The sequence below is a fragment of the Chrysiogenes arsenatis DSM 11915 genome, from assembly GCF_000469585.1.
Lineage (GTDB): Bacteria > Chrysiogenota > Chrysiogenetes > Chrysiogenales > Chrysiogenaceae > Chrysiogenes > Chrysiogenes arsenatis.
In genome coordinates, this window is sequence record NZ_AWNK01000010.1 from 75,612 (window position 1) to 94,275 (window position 18,664).

An 18,664-nucleotide genomic window follows, 5' to 3' on the forward strand; every position below is an offset into this window, starting at 1 on the left:
TCCGGTGAAATATTTTGATCTGGAAACCGTGCCAGCCGTTCCGGTATTCATAGCCTTCAAGAAAAAAAATATGCTACAGTACGCAAAGTTTCAGATCAATGGGAGAGGCTAATGGAACGCTACCTTGAAGACCTGCTGCGACAGACGCAACATACGATTAAACTTGGGCTTGAAAATACAGTATTGGCCATGGAAATCTTTGGCAATCCGCATCGGCGCTATCGTTCGATCTTGGTTGCCGGAAGTAATGGTAAAGGAACCACGGCGGCGTATATTGCCGCTGGGCTCCGTGGAGCGGGATTTCGCACGGGACTTTTTTCTTCGCCACATCTGGTTTCGCTTGCGGAACGAATCAATTTGGATGGGAAAGATATAGATGTCGCTCTATTAAAGGAGTATATCGACTCGACGGTGACGACCTGCCGCAGGCATAACCTTGAGCTGACTTTTTTTGAGATTATGACGGTTGTTTGCGCTCGTTGGTTCGCCGATCAGCAATGCGAGTATGCGGTGATAGAAGTTGGCCTTGGTGGGCGACTCGATTCGACGAATGTCCACCCGAATGAGTGGTCGGTGGTAACCACTATCGGCCTGGAACATACGCAGATTCTTGGCAATACGGCAGAGGAGATCGCGGCGGAAAAACTAGCAATTGTCAAGCCAGGAACGGTGTTAATTACCGGCGATGCCACTGGATGGGAAAAACCACTGGCGGAGGCGCTGAAGAAAAATAGTGCTACCCATATAGACTCGCGCGGCGAAGATATTGCGCCAGATGTGCACGATGCGCTGAGCTATCCTTTCCTTGAAGCAAATTTTCGCCATGCCGTTGCCTTTATGCGGTACCTTGGGGTTGTCGATCCGGCAATATTGCGCCAGATGGCGGCCGTTCGTGTCCCGTGTCGTATGCAGGAACGGACGTACAAAAATCGCCCATTACTGCTGGATGCGGCGCATAACTCGCCCGCGATAGAAGTTATTCAGCCGCACGTGAAGGAGTTTATCGCACGCCATAATCAGCGGAGCATCTTAGTCACAACGCTGCTGCGCGATAAGGAGCTGGATAAAACCGTCTGTGACTTTTGGAAATGCTTTGATGTGGTGATTCTGACGCCGATCAGTAATCCGCGTAGCCGTACTTCGGACGAGCTTTTTGCGTTGCGTAATAATTGCGGGCACGAAAAAATATTTATGGCGCGGGGGGTTGGCCCTTCTGTGAAAGCGCTCAATAATTTTATCACCGGAAAAAGCCCGTTTTCGGTCGTGGTCACCGGATCGATTTATCTGCTTGGACAAATCCTGCCACTGCTGGAGGAGGCGTGATTCGGCACTTTTTGTCAGCACGCTTGCGCTCTCTGGCGCTTTGTTCCACCCTTCTTGCGAGCCATATGGCGTATGCCGATCAATGTACGACTTCGGCGGCGTTGATGGCCGACGCGGTAACGCGCAATCCGGCAACCGAGCAGATGATTGCGACGGGAAATGTCACGTTAGAAAATGAAGAGTATCGTATTCGTGCGGATCGTGCCGAATATTTTGAACAGGAACGGCTTATCGTTTTTCGCGGCAATGTTACCGTCGACAGTGTCGGAAGTCGCATTACGACGGAGCAGATTGAATATTCTTTAGACAGCGGACTTGGCGAAGCAACGAACGCCCAAATCGTTCACGATGATACCTACCGCTTTTCAGCCACCAGCCTGCGTCGCACCGGAGCGCTGAGTTATCAACTCGAATCGGGAACTTTCACCACCTGTGCTGGTGATTGCCCCGATTGGCAATTTCGTGCGGGGCAGGCTGAAGTGACGCAAGGGCGTTATTTGGTCGCTCGCGATGTGACGTTTCGCATCCGCAATGTTCCCGTTTGGTATTTTCCCTATTTGGTCTATCCCGTCAAAAATCAGCGCGAAGCGGGGATCTTGATTCCGGCATTGACGAGCAGTTCGAATAATGGAACTGGATTGGAAATGACGTACTTTCATCCATTTGGCGATGCGCGCGATATTTCAATTTTTGCGAACGTGTACACCCGCACTGGTGTGATGCTGGGCGGCGAATATCGTCAGGCTGATGATGGCTTTGGCGCGCTCGCACTGAATCACCGCTTCATTCAGGAAAGCAAGACCAAGTCCGACGATCCGCACCGCTATCGCACGTACGGTGAATATCAATTGCGGCGTGATGCGTGGATGGTTGATGGTCGCTACGATGCGGCTTCTGATCGCGATTTTGCGCATGATTATAACGATGAGTCCGGCCCAGAGTGGTTGCGCGATGCTGGCCGCAGTGAAACGCTGGCCAGTGTTGGTTATCAGGGAGAGGCGTGGAGTGCGTTTGTGCGTGGGCAGAGCCAGCAGACGTGGATTCATGAAGCCACGCAGCACCGCGATAATCGGCTGACGACCGCCCCCTATGGCGCGGCATTTCTGGAACGCTGGGGTAGCGACTGGCAGCTTTCTGGATCGCTGGATGCTGGTTCCTATCGGCTTCGCGAATCGACACTTCCGTTTACGACTGACGGCAACCGTTTGCGCTACAGCAGCCGTAATTCTGACTATGACGCGATTGATTTTAGTCGTGCCACCCTGACGCTCCACCGGCCACTGGCCACGCGCTATTGGGGAATGGAGTGGCAAGTGGGTTTGCAAGGAGAAACGTGGAAGCCGCAGGACGGAACCACACTGAACGCTCTCAATGAAAAACCACTTTGGCGAGCTGAAGGCGATGAGACAATCAGTTATCTGCTCCCCTTTGTGCAAGTGCGCTGGAACAGCGCCCGTTTGTACGCCGATCACGGGTGGGCGCGCCACAGCATCGGATTAGAATTTGACGCCGATTACCGTCAAGATTCTAGCGTAACGGCCGCTCAGCCACTGTTCGATACCTTGCTGGCACAGCATGAGCATCGCTTTACGCCGCGGCTGGTCAACCGACTCACCGGAACCAATTGGTACGCGGAGCACCATATTGGGCAACCATTTTCCCCAACAGAATTTGGCAACAATAATTCAGGCGAAATCCTGAACGGCATTGTGTTGGGGATTGGCCGCTTTCGCGTTGATTGGCACTCGTTGTACGATCCAAATCAAAAAGAAGTGACGCGCCAAAGTGTTGGAACTTCATGGGAACTGTTGCAAGGGGTACGGCTGGGTGCAGTGCACACGTATGAACGGCGTGGTGTCAGTAATGGGGCGCTCGATCTGCGCCTGACGCGCGGACAGTGGGAAGTGATTCTTGGTACGGAAATGACCGCCGAAGAAAACAGTGTCAAGCGAGCCTTCAGTGAAATGACCCCGCGCCGTAAGCACGTTGAAGTTATCCATCATGCCGACTGCTGGCAAATGCGCGTGGGAGTTGCCGAAGACCGCACGCCCGCGATTGAAGTTGATCGCACGGTCTATGTCAAATTTACCTTAGCGGGGTAATTCTACTCTGTTAAAAAACAAAAAATCCCCCGCGTGGCACGCGGGGGATTTTTTTTCTATTCAACAACTAAAGTTCCACGCAAGCGCGTATGTAGCGGACTACAGATAACGCTGCACACAAAGCCGAATTCCCCTTTGCGTTTCGGGGTAAACTCAATGGTTTTCATTTTACCGGGCAGGATTTTGCCCGCGTCAACACCCAGTTCGCCGATAATAAAGCCGTGGGTAACATCTTCGCTGATGAGGCGCAAGCGCACAGGTTCGCCCTGTTTGACAACGACTCGGTTTGGCGAAAAACCGCCATCTTCCGCCGCACGGATGATAATGTCGATGGTGTTTGGTTCCTTGCCAATGTTTTTTGCCAGCGTGAAGCCGATCGGCAGGCCGATAACCATGGCAATCACGACCAGTGCAGCAAGTATTTCTTTGAATGATCTCATTGTCCCCTCGCTTTCTGCACTTACATGAACAGCCAGATAAACAGGCTGGTGACCAGCGTCAAGAAGGCCGTTACCGGCAATAGAATCGCCACCTTCTGCCCACCGCTGACGTCATATTTTGCCAGTAGTTTCGCTCCGATGGTATTGGAGAAAAGCAGTCCGACAAAGAGGATAGCCGCCTGAATGTACGGATAGAATGATGTGCCAACCGGCTTCCATTCGATTCCCTTGGTGCCGAACAGATCCCAGCCCCAGCCGAAGGGGTCGGAAATAACGTGCAAAATGTAAATGCCGTTAATAAAGAGGAACGATACGCTGAATGCCATCCAGCAGGCCAGTCCCAGCGGTACCAGAACATATGTCATGGTGACAAACAGGTCGCCAAAAGGGATTGGATCTTTATTTTCCTCTATTGGCGCAGCTTCCGCTTCTTTTTCCTTACTGCCAAAGATTAGCCCTTTGGTGATGATAGCGAGCTGCACTACCGGATAGAAAATATTCCCCAGCGATGAGAGTTTGCGATCGGCTAACCCTTTACCGATCCAGACGGCAATGGCAAATAGGATCGGCACCACAATCAGATTCAGCGCCAGGAAACCACCCGCGTACCAAGCAAATCCCGGCATGCTCAGGTTTGCCCATTGCTTGACAGAACCCCACGAACTTTGGAAGATAACGGAATAGGCGAGTGCACACGAAAGCATGATGAAGGCTTTGTAGGCTTCGTCCATGCTTTTCCCTTTGCTTACCAACAAGTCGCTACCGAACTTCTGCCAAACGAGGCGGATGTTATTTTTTGAGCAGGTCTTAAAGCATTCGGTGCACAGTCCGCAGTAGGCATTACGTTCGATATTCCACGGTGCTTCCATCCACGGACAGCCATACCCTTTTTCGCTACCGACAATGCACTCTTTTTCGCGGTGCCCTTTACACACGGCTTTGTCACCCACGCGCACACCCAGTGGCGCAAGCAGTGAATAGAGGCCGATGAATCCCCCGACCGGGCAAAGGTAGCGGCAGAAAATCCGTCTGCCGTAAATGAGCGAAAAGACGATGGCCAATACGATAAACAGTGACAGTACTACTCCCGTCACGACAGGACGGGTGAGGATGATACCACTTAAAAGCGCAACTAATAAGAACGACCAGTTTTGCAACCAGATATTCTTCAGCCGCTTTGGCCATTTGGCGTTCGTCAGTGGTTGCTCGCTCCCCTTATCTACAAATGCCTTATGGTCAATCCACTCACCGGGAGCAGGCAGTGGACACATGGTACACCACAGGCGTCCGCCAAGCGGCAGAAGGATCAGAATCAGCGCCGCCCACCAGACAATCCAGACAAAAATCAACGAGAAGTTGGCGTTGCCGACATGAGTTCCGGCAAACGCGGCATAGAGAATAATGGCAAAGAAAAATACGTTGACGACCATGAGGATATACTGCAAAGAGCGCTGCTTGAGCAAAGCCAGCAGCCACGGAAAGCGCGACGTCAGGTCAATTGGAGGCTCGGCCTGTGCCGCCGTGACCTGCGCAAAATAGGTTTTACGCTTCAGGAAAATATAGAGCAGGCTGCCAAGTCCGATCGCAATCGTGACCAGCAACGCGGTCGGAGCAACAAACCCCGGCTCTACCACGAGCGTGCCGACCATGAAGGGGTGCATTGGGCCACAAACCACGTTGCAGCGGAAGGTAAAATTACCGACCTTATCGGCAACGAATTCAACCGTGCCTATCTGTCGATCTTTTGGCGAATCCTGCACGCTTACATCGTATTCGTCAATATAGAGGCCGTGAGTCACATCTTCGGCAATCAGTTTTATTTGTACTCGATCGCCTTCGCGAACTTTGACAACACTGGGTTTATATTCAAATTGACTGGCATGAATCTCGATGACGACCAGATCGGCCGTATCTTGCGCCGAAGCTGGAAGAGCAATGATTCCTAAAAATAAAATGAGGCTAAAAAAAGAGGCGAACAGTCGCTTCATCTTGGTACCACCTTCCGTATAAAACCCAACTCTGAAAAAAAGTCGCCCCCAGTACGGGAGCGACTTTCATCAGTAAACCAGAGCCACAATTATGGCAATTCAGGCTTTTCAACTATTGGCAGCGTACCACCAAGGGACTTGAGGAATGCTACGAGTTCCCCTTTTTCTTTGTCGCTCAGGTTCAGCGGACGTACCAGTGGGCTGGTGTTCGGATGACCGTCGCCACCTTTATTTTTGAACTCAACCACATCTTCTATCGTTCTCAATGAACCGGCATGCATGTATGGCGCGGTGTGTGTGATGCCACGAAGAGCAGCGGTTTTGATTTTCCCGAGGTCTTCTGGGTTGCCAGTGAAGCCAGCGCGGCCTTTGTCTTCATCTTTGATGCCGATATTGTGGAAGTTATTGTCGGTCAGACTTGAACCATTATGGCAGCTAATGCAGCTTGCTTTGCCAGCAAAGAGTTGCATGCCACGCTTTTCCACGTCGTTCAGCGCTTTATCGTCCCCTTTTAGGTAGCGATCAAAGGCGGTATCGGTAATTACGATGGTGCGCTCGAAAGAAGCGATAGCTTTACCAATGTTCTCGGGGTTGATACTGTTTTCACCGAATACTGTATTAAAACGCTCAACATAGGCTGGAACAGCTTTCAGGCTATCAACCAGAACGTCGAGTTTCTGGTTCATTTCGCCTGGATCTTGAATCGGGCCAAGAGCTTGCTGCTCAAGGGTTTTCATCCGGCCATCCCAGAATTGCAGGCTGTAGTAGCCAGAGTTAATGATGGTAGGTGAATTGCGCGCCCCTCTGTGTCCTTTAAAGCCAAGGAACGTTCTGCGAGCATCGCTCCACCCTTTGGTTGGTTCGTGACAGCTGGCGCAGCTTAATGTTCCGTCGCCGGAAAGGCGGGTGTCGAAGTAAAGCAGTTTTCCGAGTTCAATTTTTTCAGGAGTTTGGGGGTTATCTGCTGGAATTGGCATTTCACCGAGTGGTTGGAATACTTTTTTGGGGTCAAGATTCTGATTCGCGGCAACTGATGTTGCTCCCATGATCAATGAAAGACCGACGATGCAGGAAATGATGCTTTTCTTCTTGAAGTTCATACTCTACCTCTCCCTAAAAAAATTTGTTACTCAACAATAAACGTCATTTTAATCCATGGATGGAGCGTGCAAAGCGGCTCATGCACTCCGGGCTCACCCGGAGCCGTCCACAGTCGGCGTACGGTCTGCCCGCCGTATACCAGAATCTCAGGTAAGTCGGCTGTCGAGGAAAGGAAGTTGTGTTCGCCATCTTCGTCCGTGTTTTTGATAACAAACAAAATCTTTTCACCCGCCTTAATGTTGACCGTGTTCGGTAAAATCGTTTCCGGCGTAAAGTCGAGCTCAATCACGCGAGCATCTTCAGCACCCGCTGGAATCGGCTCGTCCTTTGTGTACTCCACCGCAGCAGTCGGACTGCTGGCAGCGGCGGTGCTGGCAGTAGCGCTACTTTTCTCCTTGTCACTCCCACAAGCTGTAATCGTGATCAAAAGCGCAAGCAGAACCGAAAACAAAAACCAATTACGCATCTCTTCACCTCCCTTCACTCTTTTCGATAATAGTATCTGTTACGATTTCTATCAGAGGCATAAGGAGATATCAAGTGATTTTTAGTGCGAGTGAGAATTATTTTTATTTAAATTGAATGGCTAATTGGCAATGAATGTTGGAATTGATTTTAGATGGAATAAGTTATGCTTTGTAGAGGGTAATGTGTGTAATAGTGAATATAGAATAGGTTTATAAAATGGAACGTATCTTCAGGAGAAGCAAACAGCGTTTTGATGTGCGCAACACGCAAAGCGGTGTCAATGAGCACTGCAAATTAACTTTCCTGTAGCAAGCCTTGATCCATCCGATAGCGGCGGGTAGCCCACTCTGCCCAGCAATGGTGGTGGGTCACCATAACAACAGCTTTGCCGCGCTCCACTTCGGAACGGAGCAATTGCATGACTTTTTCTGCCCACGAGGGGTCGAGGTCATTCGTCGGTTCATCTGCAATCACAAGCGGAACATCCTGCGCGAGCGCCCGTGCAATGGCAACACGGCGCCTTTGGCCGACGCTAAGTGCATGCGGTAGAAAATGAAGCCGTTCTGACAAACCAACTGCTTCGAGAAGCTGTTGCGCTTGGGTGCGCTGCAGGGCAGAAGGGCGTTTTCCATAACGCAGTGTATGGGTAAAAAGAACGTTTTCAAGTACGGTCAGAGCTGGAAGCAGGTTGGCCTCCTGAAAGATAAAGCCGACATGGGAGGCTCGCAATCGTGTTAGTTCCCGTTCGCCAAGGGGAGAAAGTGCCTGTTTGGCCAAGGCTACTTCTCCCGATGTAGCGCGCAGTAACCCCCCCATCACGTAGAGAAGTGTGCTTTTTCCGGTTCCAGAAGGACCTTCTATCGCAATAAAATCACCAGCTTGAATAGTCAGATTGATACCAGCAACTGGGCGCACCTGTTCGTCGCCACGGTACTCTTTCACGACTTCTGTCAACTGGCATATACTCATACGTTCTCCTCTGTCCGGTCGTTCTTAATCGAGATCACCACGTGAAATGGCTTCTTGTGGATCGAGCCGTGATGCCCTCCATGCAGGATACAGCGCGCTCAATGCACCAATTCCTACCGCCATGACTAATCCTGCACCACTACTGCCAAGTACTGTCATGGCATCAACATGCCATGGTGGAATCACCAACGCCCCTTTGAGCCATTCCAGTGCATAGAGTGCACCTGCTGTGCCAAGGAGCGACCCTAACAACCAACCGGTGATGATGGTGCATGTCACTTCGCCAGCAATCAGCAATAATACATCGCTGCGTTGGCCTCCGAGCGCGCGGATGACACCGATTTCCCGTTTCCGTTCACGCGCAAGAGCAAGGAAGCGCCCCAGTAAAGCAATTCCGGTGCTCAACGCAATTCCGCCCCAAATCCACACGAAGACAATGGCAAACGAATGCATCTGTTGCCGCATGCCACGGATAATTTCCCCCGCAGCGACTGCCTGAACCGGCAACCCAGAATTATTAATTTCGCGCGCCACAAGCAGTGGTAGCGAACCCGGTTCAGTTTGTAGCATGACGACTGAAACCAGCGCTTCGGGCGGATATTCTTTCCAAAGTCCTTGCAAATAGGGGCTTTCTTTCGCTAAACGGCGGGCGACATCAATTGGAAGAAATACCGTATCGTCCATGCCGGTTCCGGTGAGTTCTAACTTTCCTGCCACCGTAAAAATGCCATCAAGAATGATGGCGCGATTGCCAAAGAACGGTTTTACCACGCCGCCGATTAAGATTTGGTCATCGGCCAGCTTTTGGATATCCTGATTTTTCAGCCATGGATGAACGATAAAGTCGCTCGCCGGATCGTAGCCAATCAAGCGCTTGGCTTCGCGCAGATCACAGCAACTTTCGTCCAACGATTGCGTGAAAAACTGCGGTGTTACTCGTTTGACATGTGGTAATTGCGCAATGTGCTCAACCAAATCCCGGTGCATATACACATTCACTGGCTCAGCGGTGAAAATCGTCTGTTGTGGCGTTACGCCCATTCCCTGCGGAAACACAATGACATCAGCCCCAAGCCGTTCCGACGCGAGGCTTACGCTTTGCTGTAAGAGCGAAAATACAAGGTGCGCCACAACAAACATAGCAATGGCAAAGGTCACAACCAGCACCGTGATCAGCGACTGTTGTGGGCGACGGGTAAAGTTGCGCCAGACGAGCAGGAACATGTAGATTACGCTCCTGCCAGAATTTTCCGGAAACGCCACCAGAGCAGCAAGCCAACAACTATAGCGAGCACTCCTTCCGCAATCAGCCATATCTCCGTATCGCGACACGGCATTGTTTTGCTCATGCACACACCAATGACCCATGACTGGGGAGCGACAAGAATACACACACCGATTGCTGCTACAACCAGTCCAAGTACCGCTGCGAACTGGCGCCGTAAAACCAGCAAAAGCCCAACAGTCGTGAGCAGCCCGCCCAGCAGTATTTCTGCCTTCGCGCTGTAAGCGCAGCGCATGGGACGGAGTGCGCCACTTTTCATTTCAACAAAATCAGTACAGACGGGAACCAACAATTCTGGTGTTAGGATAACAACGATACCGAGGATCAGCGGTATCCAGCAAAGCACATTCCATACAGGCGATTCTTTCATTCCCTGCTCCCACTTTGTTTTATATAATACACAGCACCCACTGGGCCGCCAACAACAGGAATACTCTGTACTTCTTTGCCTGCCGCAATATCAAAAACCTGCACTAAATCTGAATCCATATTGGTTACGGCAACCCGATTTTCGTTGGAGAGAATCGGTATTACGGCAAAAGGGTATTTGCCAGTCGTTAGACGGCTGATCTCTGGATATCCCTCTGTTAATGCGTAGCTGACGAGGCGTTCTGAATCATGCAACACCACATGAAGGGCGTTGTTTGAAATGCTCATCGAAGCTGGCATATCGCCAGTGTGAATCTTTCCGATATTCTTGCCCTGCACCAAATCATGCACCAAAATTTCGGTGGCATCATCCTGAGAGCCATGACCGCCGCTATACAGTATCGTCCCGTTGGGATGCAAAGCGAGTCCTGCTGACTTCGGTACGGCTTCATAGGTTTCGATAACAATGTGCGCATCCAAATCGACCAGCGTCAACGTTGCGGCGTCGTGATTCAGCACGGCTAAGCGATTATTACTCAAGATCTCCACATTATAGGGCGCTTTGCCTGTCTCGATCTGCGCTATTTCTTGCCGAGCAACTACATCCAGAATGGAAAAAGCATCCCCTTTGGTATTGCTGACATAGGCGTGCGCTTTCGATTCATCAACCGTGACCATCCCCGGGACGCGACCGACTTTGGCCGTGCCCAGTACCGCAAACGAATCGAGATCAAGGAACCATACTTCGTGCCCCAAAGCGCATACCACTAACAGCTGGTTGCGTGGGCGATCAACCGCCAACCCATAGGGCTTGCTGCCAACGCGCTGTTCTGAAACAACAGTACCGCGAGCCAGATCAATCGCTACGACTTTGTCTTCGTTCATCGCAGTAACATACAGCCGCTCAACGGCGGTAATGGGCACCACATTGACAGGAGTAAGTGCAGTCAAACCCGCATCGCTACGCACAACTTCTTTGCGTTCACACCCGCTCAAAACCAACAGCAGAAGAAGTGCCACAAGTGCCCATGAGCGGTTTACAAAAAATACGTGCATGCTTATTCAACAACAAAGGTCATTTTAATCCATGGATGAATCGTGCACATAGCACCATAGGTGCCGGGGGTGGTTGGAGCCGTCCAGACACGCTTGACGGTTGCTTCCGGATTTACGAGAATTTCTGGTAGCTCTGCTTCGGCAGAAAGGAAGTTATGCTCCCCTTCGTCATCCGTATTTGTGATAACAAAGAGGATTTTTTCGCCAGCTTTCATAGTGATTTCGTTCGGCTCAATTGTTTCGGGTGTAAATGTTAAAATGATTTCACGAGCGTCTTCGGCACCAGCAGGAGCAGGCTCTTCCTTCACAGTTTCTTGAGTTACAGGAGCTGCCGTTGTTACGGCTGCAGCAGCGGGAGTCGCACTGCTAGTGCTTTGCGTCTTTTTTGCGTCATTGCCGCAAGCCGTTAAGAGAAGTGCTACCGAGGCCGCCACGAGAAAGGGGATCATTTTTTTCATACAGAAACTCCTTTTTGGTCATTTTAGTAATAATACGCGATATCAATAACAGAAAGCATAAAAATGCACAAGTAGTATTCTATGGTGTGCTGGAGGTAAGAGTTCTCAGCGTCTTCAGGTATTATTTGACGCAGCGATCAACGGGAGAATCCGTTCGAGTTGATTGGCGCGCGAGCCTTTCACCAAGAAGGTTGCGCCATGAAATTGTGCGCAGGCGGCAACTATTTCGGTGTACGAAGTGCAATGAATGGCCTTTGCTCCCAGCTCTGTCGCCATTACTTGTGCTCCTTCGCCGTAGGTCACAACGAAGTCAAGTCCGTGGGCGGAGCGCGCAACTTCCCGATGCTTCGCATCACTAAAATTGCCCAGTTCGCGCATTTCGCCAAGAATAGCGATGCGCGGTGCGGGGAGCTTGAGCAGTTCGGCTACGGCTTGTTTCATCGAATCGGGATTGGCATTATAGCAGTCAAAAATCCAGACGTTGCCGGCGATGTGGTGCACTTCCCAGCGCAGTGGTGCTGGTTGGAATTGCCGCCAGCCGTGAAACATCTGCGCGTATGGGATGCCGACGGCATGCAAGGCGGCGGCAGCCAGCAGGAGATTTTTCTGCTGAAACTCCTGCGCAAAAGGGACATAAAACGCGGCGGCTTCAAGCGCGCCGGGTAGCACAACTTGTGCGAGATATTCGCCCCCTTCTACCGAGAAAAAATCCTTCATCCGAACATCGTTATGCGCGCCAAAACCTGTGGCAATAACCGTGCGGGTTGTATGACGGGCGGCGGCCAGCAGTGCGGGATCGTCCCCGTCAACGATGAGCGTGCGAGCAGAAGCCGCAAGTTCGAGCTTGGCCTGCATGATCCCTTCCCGACTGCCAAGGAGTCCAATGTGGGCGGTGCCAATATTGGTAATAACGCCGATAGTTGGTTGTAAAATACGGCCAAGCGCTGCAATTTCACCAAATCCGCTCATGCCAAGCTCAAAAACGCTGAAAGCGGCATCATGATTGGAACTGAGGAGCGAAATCGGCAAGCCGATGTGATTGTTGAAGTTACCGCGTGTTGAGTTGACATCGTCGCCACACGTTGCAATCATGCGGCACACTGTGGTTTTGCCAGAGCTACCGGTGACGGCAATCACGGGGCCGTTAAACCGCTTTCGCCACGTAGATGCCATCTGCGAAAGGGCGCTGAGTGTATCTTTGACAACCAGAAAAGAAAAACCGCTTTGCGTCCACCGCTCACTATTTTCTGGGAGTCGACTGACAAGTGCACACGCGGCTCCGCCACTCTGCGCTTGCGCAAGGTAGTTGTGGCCGTCATCGCGGTCAGTCATCAACGCAATAAAGAGGTTGCCCATCTCGATTTTTCGACTGTCTATGGTAAACCCGTCAAAGCGACAGCCGGGATCACCAACAATGGTGCTGTCGGGAAAAAGCTGGTGGAGGTGCTCAAGCGTACATGGCTTCATGGTGTCCTCTCTTCTGGTGAGCGATTGTATCCCGTAAGATTCGGTTGATCTTGCTTCCTTGTCAAGTTATCTTCCGGTGGTGGTTGTTTCTTTTAAAGGAGGCTCGCCATGATCCTTATTTATATTGCCAGTGATATTGAATGTGAAGCGCTCCTCCCCTTTTTGCCGGGTGATGCAGAGGTCGTAGTCGGTGGCGTCGGCAAAGTTGCCACCACCTTTGCCGTGCTGCAAGCGCTGCGAACGCACCAACCAAAGCTGGTAGTGGGTGTCGGCATTTCTGGTTACTACGGCAGTCGCTTGCGGGTGGGCGATGTCGCCTTAATCACACGTGACTATTGGATTGATGAAGGAGTGCAAACGCCAGAAGGGTTCCTGCATCTTTCGTCACTTGGCTTTGGTGATCCTTTCGTCGAAAGCCCTTTTGAATTTCCGGATCTCCCCTTTGGTGGAGACTATCGGGTGTTGCCATGCCCAGGGGCGACGGTGAGTAGCTGTTCTGGCATGTTGAGCGTTGCCCGCGAGCGGTATCATTCGTTTCCTGATGGCATTACCGAGAGCATGGAACTGGGCGCGATGGGATACGTCTGCAATGCGCATAGCATACCGTGGTTTGGGTTACGCGGAATTAGTAACCTGTTAGAGGATAGAGATTCACGTCGATGGGATATGACGAATGCCCTGCGGCATGCGGGGGAATATTGCAAAATTTTGTGGGGGAGATTGGCGGGCTCCTGACGCGCCCTCTTCTGAAAACGAAAGGAATAATAACGCTATGAACGCAACACAGTTTACGGTCGAAGTAGTTGATCTGGTTTGGAAGGCCGGAGCCATCATCCGCGAACAGATCAATACCGCGAAAGATATTCAGTATAAAGGTGAAATCGACTTGGTTACTTCCACCGATCTCGCGGTGGAAGCTTTTCTGAAAGAAGGGCTTGCAAAACTCTTCCCCGACTACACGCTTGTAGCGGAAGAGAGCGCCGATATCTCTTCGGGGAAAGTGCCAGCTAAAGCAATTTATATCGATCCCATCGACGGTACGACAAACTTTGCCCATGATTTTCCTTTTGTCGCCATCTCGGTTGGCGCGTACCGTGACGGTCAAGGCGAATGGGGCATTGTGTACAACCCGTATAGCGACGAACTTTATCACGCCGTGGCGCAGCAAGGGGCATATTTGAATGGCAATGCTATTCAGATCAGCCACACCGATAGCTTGCGCCAAAGCTTGCTGGCAACAGGATTTCCGTACAGCGTCGCGGGCAATCCCGCCCACCGTCGCCAAATGTTAGATGTGCTTGACCGCGTGCTGGAGCAGACACAAGGAATGCGCCGTTGCGGGAGCGCCTCGTTAGACCTTTGTTTTGTTGCACGTGGCATACTCGACGGGTTCTACGAATGGGGGCTGAAGCCGTGGGATATTGCCGCGGGTGCGCTGATTCTGCAGGAAGCCGGAGGAAGCGTGACGGATATGCGCCGCCAAACGCATGATATGTTCGCCGATGGCATTGTGGCCACCAACGGACGAATTCACGAGCAACTGTTGAACCTTATGGGTACGGTGGGATAGTAGGTGCGACTGAGCGGTAGTGTTTTTTGGGAATTCAGCTATCAGTATTCCCTTCCTTCTATTTCGATATTGCGGACAATCATAGAAAACTACGCGGGTTGCACTTATTGCATTTGCCTTGATTTCCGCCGATTGTGCGGCATTTATCGCCTAGAGTAGGCATTCTGTCATTACGTTTTTGAGTCAATGGATGGCAAATGTACTGGAAGTGTATTTGTCGCTACTATTTTTGGGTTCACTGGTTCCAGCACACTGCGCGCCAGGCAAGGCGTTCTCGATAAGATCTTGCCGGAATTACATTCGTGCCCGTAACGTGATGAGTGTGTTGGTGTTTTCCCTCGCAATATGCCGGAATCCATCGGTTATGCGCTGATCCTGCGAGGCGGTTGACCAAAAAGCAATGGCGGCTTCACACGCGGTGAGCCATAGTGCTCGCTGGCGTGGCAAGGGCGGGGTTGGTGTAAATTCACGCAGGGGGAGTTCGCCTCCGGCCAGCGGAGCATAGAGCATGGGGAGCATGTCGTAGCTTGGGGCAAGTTGCAGTGTACCTTGGTATGGGCGAAAACTGAGGTTGCCAAAGTGCATATCGGTATTGGCGATAAGTGTTCCAAACCACCACAGAAGATGGACACGGTCGCGGTCGTTTTTTTGTAACCATCCACGGCTGTGCATCGCATCGGCGAGAGATGGCCAATTGACAGGTGCTTTGCCCAGTAGGGCGGCATTGATAATTTCTAGGCTGATGAGTGGGCTACGGCCAAACTGTCCATGTCGATCAAAGCGTTCGACTTCAAGAAAAATTCGGTTGTGAGCGTGCAGGATGCGGCTTTTGGCGGCACGCAGATCATGCCATTCGTTGATCTGTTCCGACGCTAATTGTTCACATATCAATAAGTCGCGCCAGCGTGTGACCGCTGGTGAATTGTCGGCACCGGAAAATTTTACAATGACATGTGGGGTTGCACTGCCTGGCAGTTCGCGTATGGCGGTGAATTTAGGAAACTCTCCGGCGGCGCTTGATCCTGCTCTGCCAGAACTGAGCGCTTGCTCGGCTAGCTCGATATAGCGTGTTTCTAAATGAACTTCGCTGAGTGGTGATGGTGGGTTCAGTTTGTCCAGTTGCCAACGCTCACAGGCCGTGTCGCCTACGATCAGATTGCCACTGAGGTCGCACCCCTTATGTGTGAGCACATATATCAGGTGTTCATCGCTCCATTGGAGGGGATTGTCGGGAACTTCCAGAGGCTGGTGAATGGCTCGGGCGAAGTTCCTCCCCATAAACCCTTGTGGTTGAAGTTGGTAGAGGGGATAGGGTAACCCATCCCACCAGCCGCCATGATTTTCGTCGCCTTGTGGCCAATCTGTTCCTTCTAACGACATCCAAGATCCCGCGGGATGAACAAGAGCAAGTGGAGCGAAAAGACTTGCTTGGCCTGCTTCGTTAATCTGATAGACGGGGATATCTTCTACGCTGCCGCGCACTGCGCGGCGCAATGCATAGCGTGTGCGGCGTGCTTTTCCGCTGACAAGGAGGGCGGGCCACGGCTCTTTTAGTAGTCGGTGCAGCGTTGCCAAGCTGATGTTCAGTTTTTTGGCAAGTGTAGTGGCTTTGCTGCCAGCTTCTCTGGAGAGGACATGTTCGAGCCGTTCTCGTGCTTGCTGATATTTGTTTGCCATGCCGACCTCGTTGAGGAGATTTCTGATGAAATTCTTAACGAGATTTTGCGATATAAGCTTCAGAAAATCAATATGTTATATTTTTATATTCGAATAATGACCATGTTTTTTGATGCAAATGCTACGTGGATTATTATCGCGTTTTCCCCGCCCGCATGCTGTTCGCGATGGCGAGTAACGCGACGCCGACGTCGGCCAGTACGGCTTGCCAGAGTGATGCGAGTCCCAGCACGCCCAGTCCCATAATGGCGAGTTTCAGTCCGAGTGCCAGTGCAACGTTTTGCCGTGCAATACTGATGGTGCTGCGAGCAATGCGTATCATGCGTGGTAATCGTTCGAGCGATTCTCCAAGCAAAACAATATCGGCGGCTTCAAGGGTGACGTCGGCACCGCGTCGTCCCATAGCGATGCCGACATGGCTGGCGGCGAGCAGGGGGGCATCGTTGATGCCATCGCCAACGGCGATAACGGTCTTTCCGTTTTGCTGCTCTTCGCGCAAAAGGTTTACTTTATCGTGCGGCAGTAATCCGCCGTGGGCACGTTCTATGCCGATAGCGTGGGCGATGCGGGTGGCCCGTTCTGGCGTGTCGCCTGAGGCCATCACACATTTTAGCCCCAAGGCTTTCAGTTGTTGGAGGGCGCTTTCGGCGTCTGGCCGCACGGTATCAGCCAGCAGGCAGCGCCCGGCATAATGGCCATCGACGATGCAGTAGAGTGCGAGTTGGTTTTCGTCGGCAACCTTAGGAAATGACAGATCGGGATGGGTGGATTTCAGTCGTTCTCCGCCCAGCCACACGTCATGGCCGTCAATGACGCCGCGCATCCCAACGCCGGGGATTTCTTCGAGCTGTGAGGGCACCAGTGGCGTGATGCCGAGGGCGCGAAATGGCTCAGCCAAAGGATGATTGGAGTGGCATTCGAGTGACACGGCGTATTGCTTCAGGAGTGCTTCCTCCCACCCGTCAGCGCATTCCCATTGGACGATAGAAAATTCTCCCTGCGTGAGAGTGCCGGTTTTATCAAAAATGATAGTTGTGGCGCGGCTGAGGGTATCCAAAAAGGCCGCTCCCTTCACCAGTATGCCTTGCCGTGCGCTGTTGCCGAGTCCCACGAAATAGGTGAGCGGTACTGAAAGGACGAGTGCGCAGGGGCATGAGATGACGAGAAAGATCAGCGCGCTGTAGATGTGGTCGCTCCACAGTCGTCCGGTGTGCCACCACCCGAGCGTATCGCCCAGTCCGGGTATTCCGGCGAGGAGTGCAGCGGCAATGACGACGGTTGGTGTGTACCAGCGGGCAAAGCGGGTGATGAATTTTTCGAGTGGTGCTTGGTTGCGGCGGGCGGAGCTAATCAATTCGATGATTTTCCCTAGGGTTGAATCACCGTAGTTGGCGACAGCGACGATGTGTGCTGGCGATCCGGTTACGACGCTTCCGGCGAGGAGCATTTCCCCTTGATAGTGCTGTACGGGAAGGCTTTCGCCAGTAATGGCGCGGCAGTCGAGTTCGGCGCGTTGATCAAGCAAAGTACCGTCGACGGGGATGGTTTCGCCGGGGCGGACAATGATGGTGTCGCCGGGGAGAAGCGCTTCGGGTGGAACATCTTCCCACTGATCTTCACGCTTGCGGTGCGCTACGGCTGGGCGGAGTGACCGCAGTGCTTGGATGTTGCCGCGGCTACTTTCTAGCGCCCGTTCTTCAAGGTGCGAACCAATGGCAAAGAAGACCATAACACCCGCCGCTTCTTCCCACGCCCCCAATGCCGCCGCTGCCAGAGTGGCGAGCGACATGAGGAAATTTTCGTCGAAGATGGTTTGCCATTCGCGCCGCAAAATATTTTTCGTGGCTTGCGTGTAGACGGGAAAGCCCGCCCACAGTGCGAGCGATCCAAAGCCGATGGCCAATGCGCCTTCGCCGAGCGGTGAGTCTGGCCAGTACGGGCTATGACCCATAATCCAGAGTGCAATATAGAGAAAAATCATACACCAGAGCGAGGGAGGAAGAGCCCGCCACCATGAAGTTGCTTGAGTTGAGGGTGCGAGGTCGCTTGGAACCTGATGGAAATAAACTCCCGGCTCAATGCTATCAGCGATGCGATTGATCTTGGCAAGGAGCTCATCACTATTGTCGCAATCCGCGCTGAGGTGGGCGGTTTTTTCCAGAAGATCAAGCTGGAATTTTTCTACTTCGGTAAGTTGCCGAATGGCGCGAGCGATGGCATCGGCGCAACTGGCACAGTGGAGGTTGTTGATATGGAGTTGAATCGTATGGTGATGGTCGTGATGATGATGAGCGTGTGACATGGTTGCCTCGCAAGAGAATGTTGCGAGTAATAGTATGGAATAAGTGAGCTATTGGCAAACTATTTTGTTGCAACTAACAGATGGCGTCA

16 protein-coding genes are annotated in these 18,664 nt (G+C 52.0%); 4 read left to right on the forward strand and 12 right to left on the reverse strand.

The window, feature by feature from the left end:
• Window positions 1–111: 111 nt before the first annotated feature.
• Together P304_RS16240 and P304_RS0108545 are read left to right on the forward strand one after the other, a co-directional pair.
• Window positions 112–1,323 (forward strand): bifunctional folylpolyglutamate synthase/dihydrofolate synthase, encoded by a 1,212-nt coding sequence (locus tag P304_RS16240; RefSeq protein ID WP_051321545.1) that lies wholly within the window; start codon window positions 112–114, stop codon window positions 1,321–1,323.
• Window positions 1,320–3,425 carry an LPS-assembly protein LptD gene (locus P304_RS0108545; RefSeq protein ID WP_027390202.1) on the forward strand — a complete coding sequence of 702 codons (2,106 nt, stop codon included), beginning with the start codon at window positions 1,320–1,322 and terminating at the stop codon, window positions 3,423–3,425. The genes P304_RS16240 and P304_RS0108545 overlap by 4 nt, the downstream gene beginning before the upstream one ends.
• A 56-nt stretch (window positions 3,426–3,481) precedes the next feature.
• On the opposite strand, the gene P304_RS16245 is transcribed toward P304_RS0108545, so the two are convergent.
• The 10 genes from P304_RS16245 to P304_RS0108595 form a co-directional block, all read right to left on the reverse strand.
• Window positions 3,482–3,865 (reverse strand): cupredoxin domain-containing protein, encoded by a 384-nt coding sequence (locus P304_RS16245; protein WP_051321546.1) that lies wholly within the window; start codon window positions 3,863–3,865, stop codon window positions 3,482–3,484.
• A gap of 20 nt (window positions 3,866–3,885) precedes the next feature.
• Entirely contained in the window at window positions 3,886–5,853 is a 1,968-nt protein-coding gene (locus P304_RS0108555) for a 4Fe-4S binding protein (protein WP_027390203.1), read from the reverse strand.
• An 89-nt stretch (window positions 5,854–5,942) separates the two neighbouring features.
• A complete protein-coding gene (locus P304_RS0108560; protein WP_027390204.1) occupies window positions 5,943–6,953 on the reverse strand; it encodes a cytochrome-c peroxidase in 1,011 nt (336 codons plus the stop codon).
• A gap of 26 nt (window positions 6,954–6,979) precedes the next feature.
• Window positions 6,980–7,420: a cupredoxin domain-containing protein gene (locus tag P304_RS0108565; protein WP_027390205.1), complete on the reverse strand. Its 441-nt coding sequence runs from the start codon at window positions 7,418–7,420 to the stop codon at window positions 6,980–6,982.
• A gap of 296 nt (window positions 7,421–7,716) precedes the next feature.
• Entirely contained in the window at window positions 7,717–8,391 is a 675-nt protein-coding gene (locus P304_RS0108570; RefSeq protein WP_027390206.1) for an ABC transporter ATP-binding protein, read from the reverse strand.
• A gap of 24 nt (window positions 8,392–8,415) precedes the next feature.
• Window positions 8,416–9,615 (reverse strand): ABC transporter permease, encoded by a 1,200-nt coding sequence (locus P304_RS0108575; RefSeq protein ID WP_027390207.1) that lies wholly within the window; start codon window positions 9,613–9,615, stop codon window positions 8,416–8,418.
• A gap of 5 nt (window positions 9,616–9,620) precedes the next feature.
• A complete protein-coding gene (locus P304_RS0108580; protein WP_051321547.1) occupies window positions 9,621–10,046 on the reverse strand; it encodes a DUF4418 family protein in 426 nt (141 codons plus the stop codon).
• The gene (locus P304_RS0108585) at window positions 10,043–11,101 is read right to left on the reverse strand and encodes a YncE family protein (protein ID WP_027390209.1); all 1,059 of its coding nucleotides are present in this window, start codon (window positions 11,099–11,101) and stop codon (window positions 10,043–10,045) included. Before P304_RS0108585 ends, P304_RS0108580 begins: the two co-directional genes overlap by 4 nt.
• A 2-nt stretch (window positions 11,102–11,103) precedes the next feature.
• A complete protein-coding gene (locus P304_RS0108590; protein ID WP_027390210.1) occupies window positions 11,104–11,559 on the reverse strand; it encodes a cupredoxin domain-containing protein in 456 nt (151 codons plus the stop codon).
• A 114-nt stretch (window positions 11,560–11,673) separates the two neighbouring features.
• Entirely contained in the window at window positions 11,674–13,026 is a 1,353-nt protein-coding gene (locus P304_RS0108595; RefSeq protein ID WP_027390211.1) for a UDP-N-acetylmuramoyl-tripeptide--D-alanyl-D-alanine ligase, read from the reverse strand.
• A gap of 108 nt (window positions 13,027–13,134) precedes the next feature.
• On the opposite strand from P304_RS0108595, the gene mqnB reads away from it, so the two are divergent.
• Together mqnB and P304_RS0108605 are read left to right on the forward strand one after the other, a co-directional pair.
• Window positions 13,135–13,761 carry a futalosine hydrolase gene (gene mqnB / locus P304_RS0108600; protein ID WP_027390212.1) on the forward strand — a complete coding sequence of 209 codons (627 nt, stop codon included), beginning with the start codon at window positions 13,135–13,137 and terminating at the stop codon, window positions 13,759–13,761.
• A 37-nt stretch (window positions 13,762–13,798) separates the two neighbouring features.
• On the forward strand, window positions 13,799–14,596 hold the full coding sequence (locus P304_RS0108605; protein WP_027390213.1) for an inositol monophosphatase family protein: 798 nt from the start codon (window positions 13,799–13,801) through the stop codon (window positions 14,594–14,596).
• Between the two features lie 294 nt (window positions 14,597–14,890).
• On the opposite strand, the gene yjjJ is transcribed toward P304_RS0108605, so the two are convergent.
• Entirely contained in the window at window positions 14,891–16,273 is a 1,383-nt protein-coding gene (yjjJ, locus tag P304_RS0108610) for a type II toxin-antitoxin system HipA family toxin YjjJ (RefSeq protein WP_027390214.1), read from the reverse strand.
• A 133-nt stretch (window positions 16,274–16,406) separates the two neighbouring features.
• Window positions 16,407–18,575, reverse strand: a complete 2,169-nt coding sequence (locus tag P304_RS14795) for a heavy metal translocating P-type ATPase (protein ID WP_084417640.1) — start codon at window positions 18,573–18,575, stop codon at window positions 16,407–16,409.
• Between the last annotated feature and the right edge of the window lie 89 nt (window positions 18,576–18,664).

Bases quoted from the DNA above. Each gene is read 5' to 3' on its own strand.
- P304_RS0108555 (WP_027390203.1), bottom strand. From the start codon at position 5,853: ATGAAGCGACTGTTCGCCTCTTTTTTTAGCCTCATTTTATTTTTAGGA.
- P304_RS0108580 (WP_051321547.1), bottom strand. From the start codon at position 10,046: ATGAAAGAATCGCCTGTATGGAATGTGCTTTGCTGGATACCGCTGATC.
- mqnB (WP_027390212.1), top strand. From the start codon at position 13,135: ATGATCCTTATTTATATTGCCAGTGATATTGAATGTGAAGCGCTCCTC.
- P304_RS0108560 (WP_027390204.1), bottom strand. From the start codon at position 6,953: ATGAACTTCAAGAAGAAAAGCATCATTTCCTGCATCGTCGGTCTTTCA.
- P304_RS14795 (WP_084417640.1), bottom strand. From the start codon at position 18,575: ATGTCACACGCTCATCATCATCACGACCATCACCATACGATTCAACTC.
- P304_RS16245 (WP_051321546.1), bottom strand. From the start codon at position 3,865: ATGAGATCATTCAAAGAAATACTTGCTGCACTGGTCGTGATTGCCATG.
- P304_RS0108595 (WP_027390211.1), bottom strand. From the start codon at position 13,026: ATGAAGCCATGTACGCTTGAGCACCTCCACCAGCTTTTTCCCGACAGC.
- P304_RS0108605 (WP_027390213.1), top strand. From the start codon at position 13,799: ATGAACGCAACACAGTTTACGGTCGAAGTAGTTGATCTGGTTTGGAAG.
- P304_RS0108570 (WP_027390206.1), bottom strand. From the start codon at position 8,391: ATGAGTATATGCCAGTTGACAGAAGTCGTGAAAGAGTACCGTGGCGAC.
- P304_RS0108590 (WP_027390210.1), bottom strand. From the start codon at position 11,559: ATGAAAAAAATGATCCCCTTTCTCGTGGCGGCCTCGGTAGCACTTCTC.
- yjjJ (WP_027390214.1), bottom strand. From the start codon at position 16,273: ATGGCAAACAAATATCAGCAAGCACGAGAACGGCTCGAACATGTCCTC.
- P304_RS0108565 (WP_027390205.1), bottom strand. From the start codon at position 7,420: ATGCGTAATTGGTTTTTGTTTTCGGTTCTGCTTGCGCTTTTGATCACG.
- P304_RS0108575 (WP_027390207.1), bottom strand. From the start codon at position 9,615: ATGTTCCTGCTCGTCTGGCGCAACTTTACCCGTCGCCCACAACAGTCG.
- P304_RS16240 (WP_051321545.1), top strand. From the start codon at position 112: ATGGAACGCTACCTTGAAGACCTGCTGCGACAGACGCAACATACGATT.
- P304_RS0108585 (WP_027390209.1), bottom strand. From the start codon at position 11,101: ATGCACGTATTTTTTGTAAACCGCTCATGGGCACTTGTGGCACTTCTT.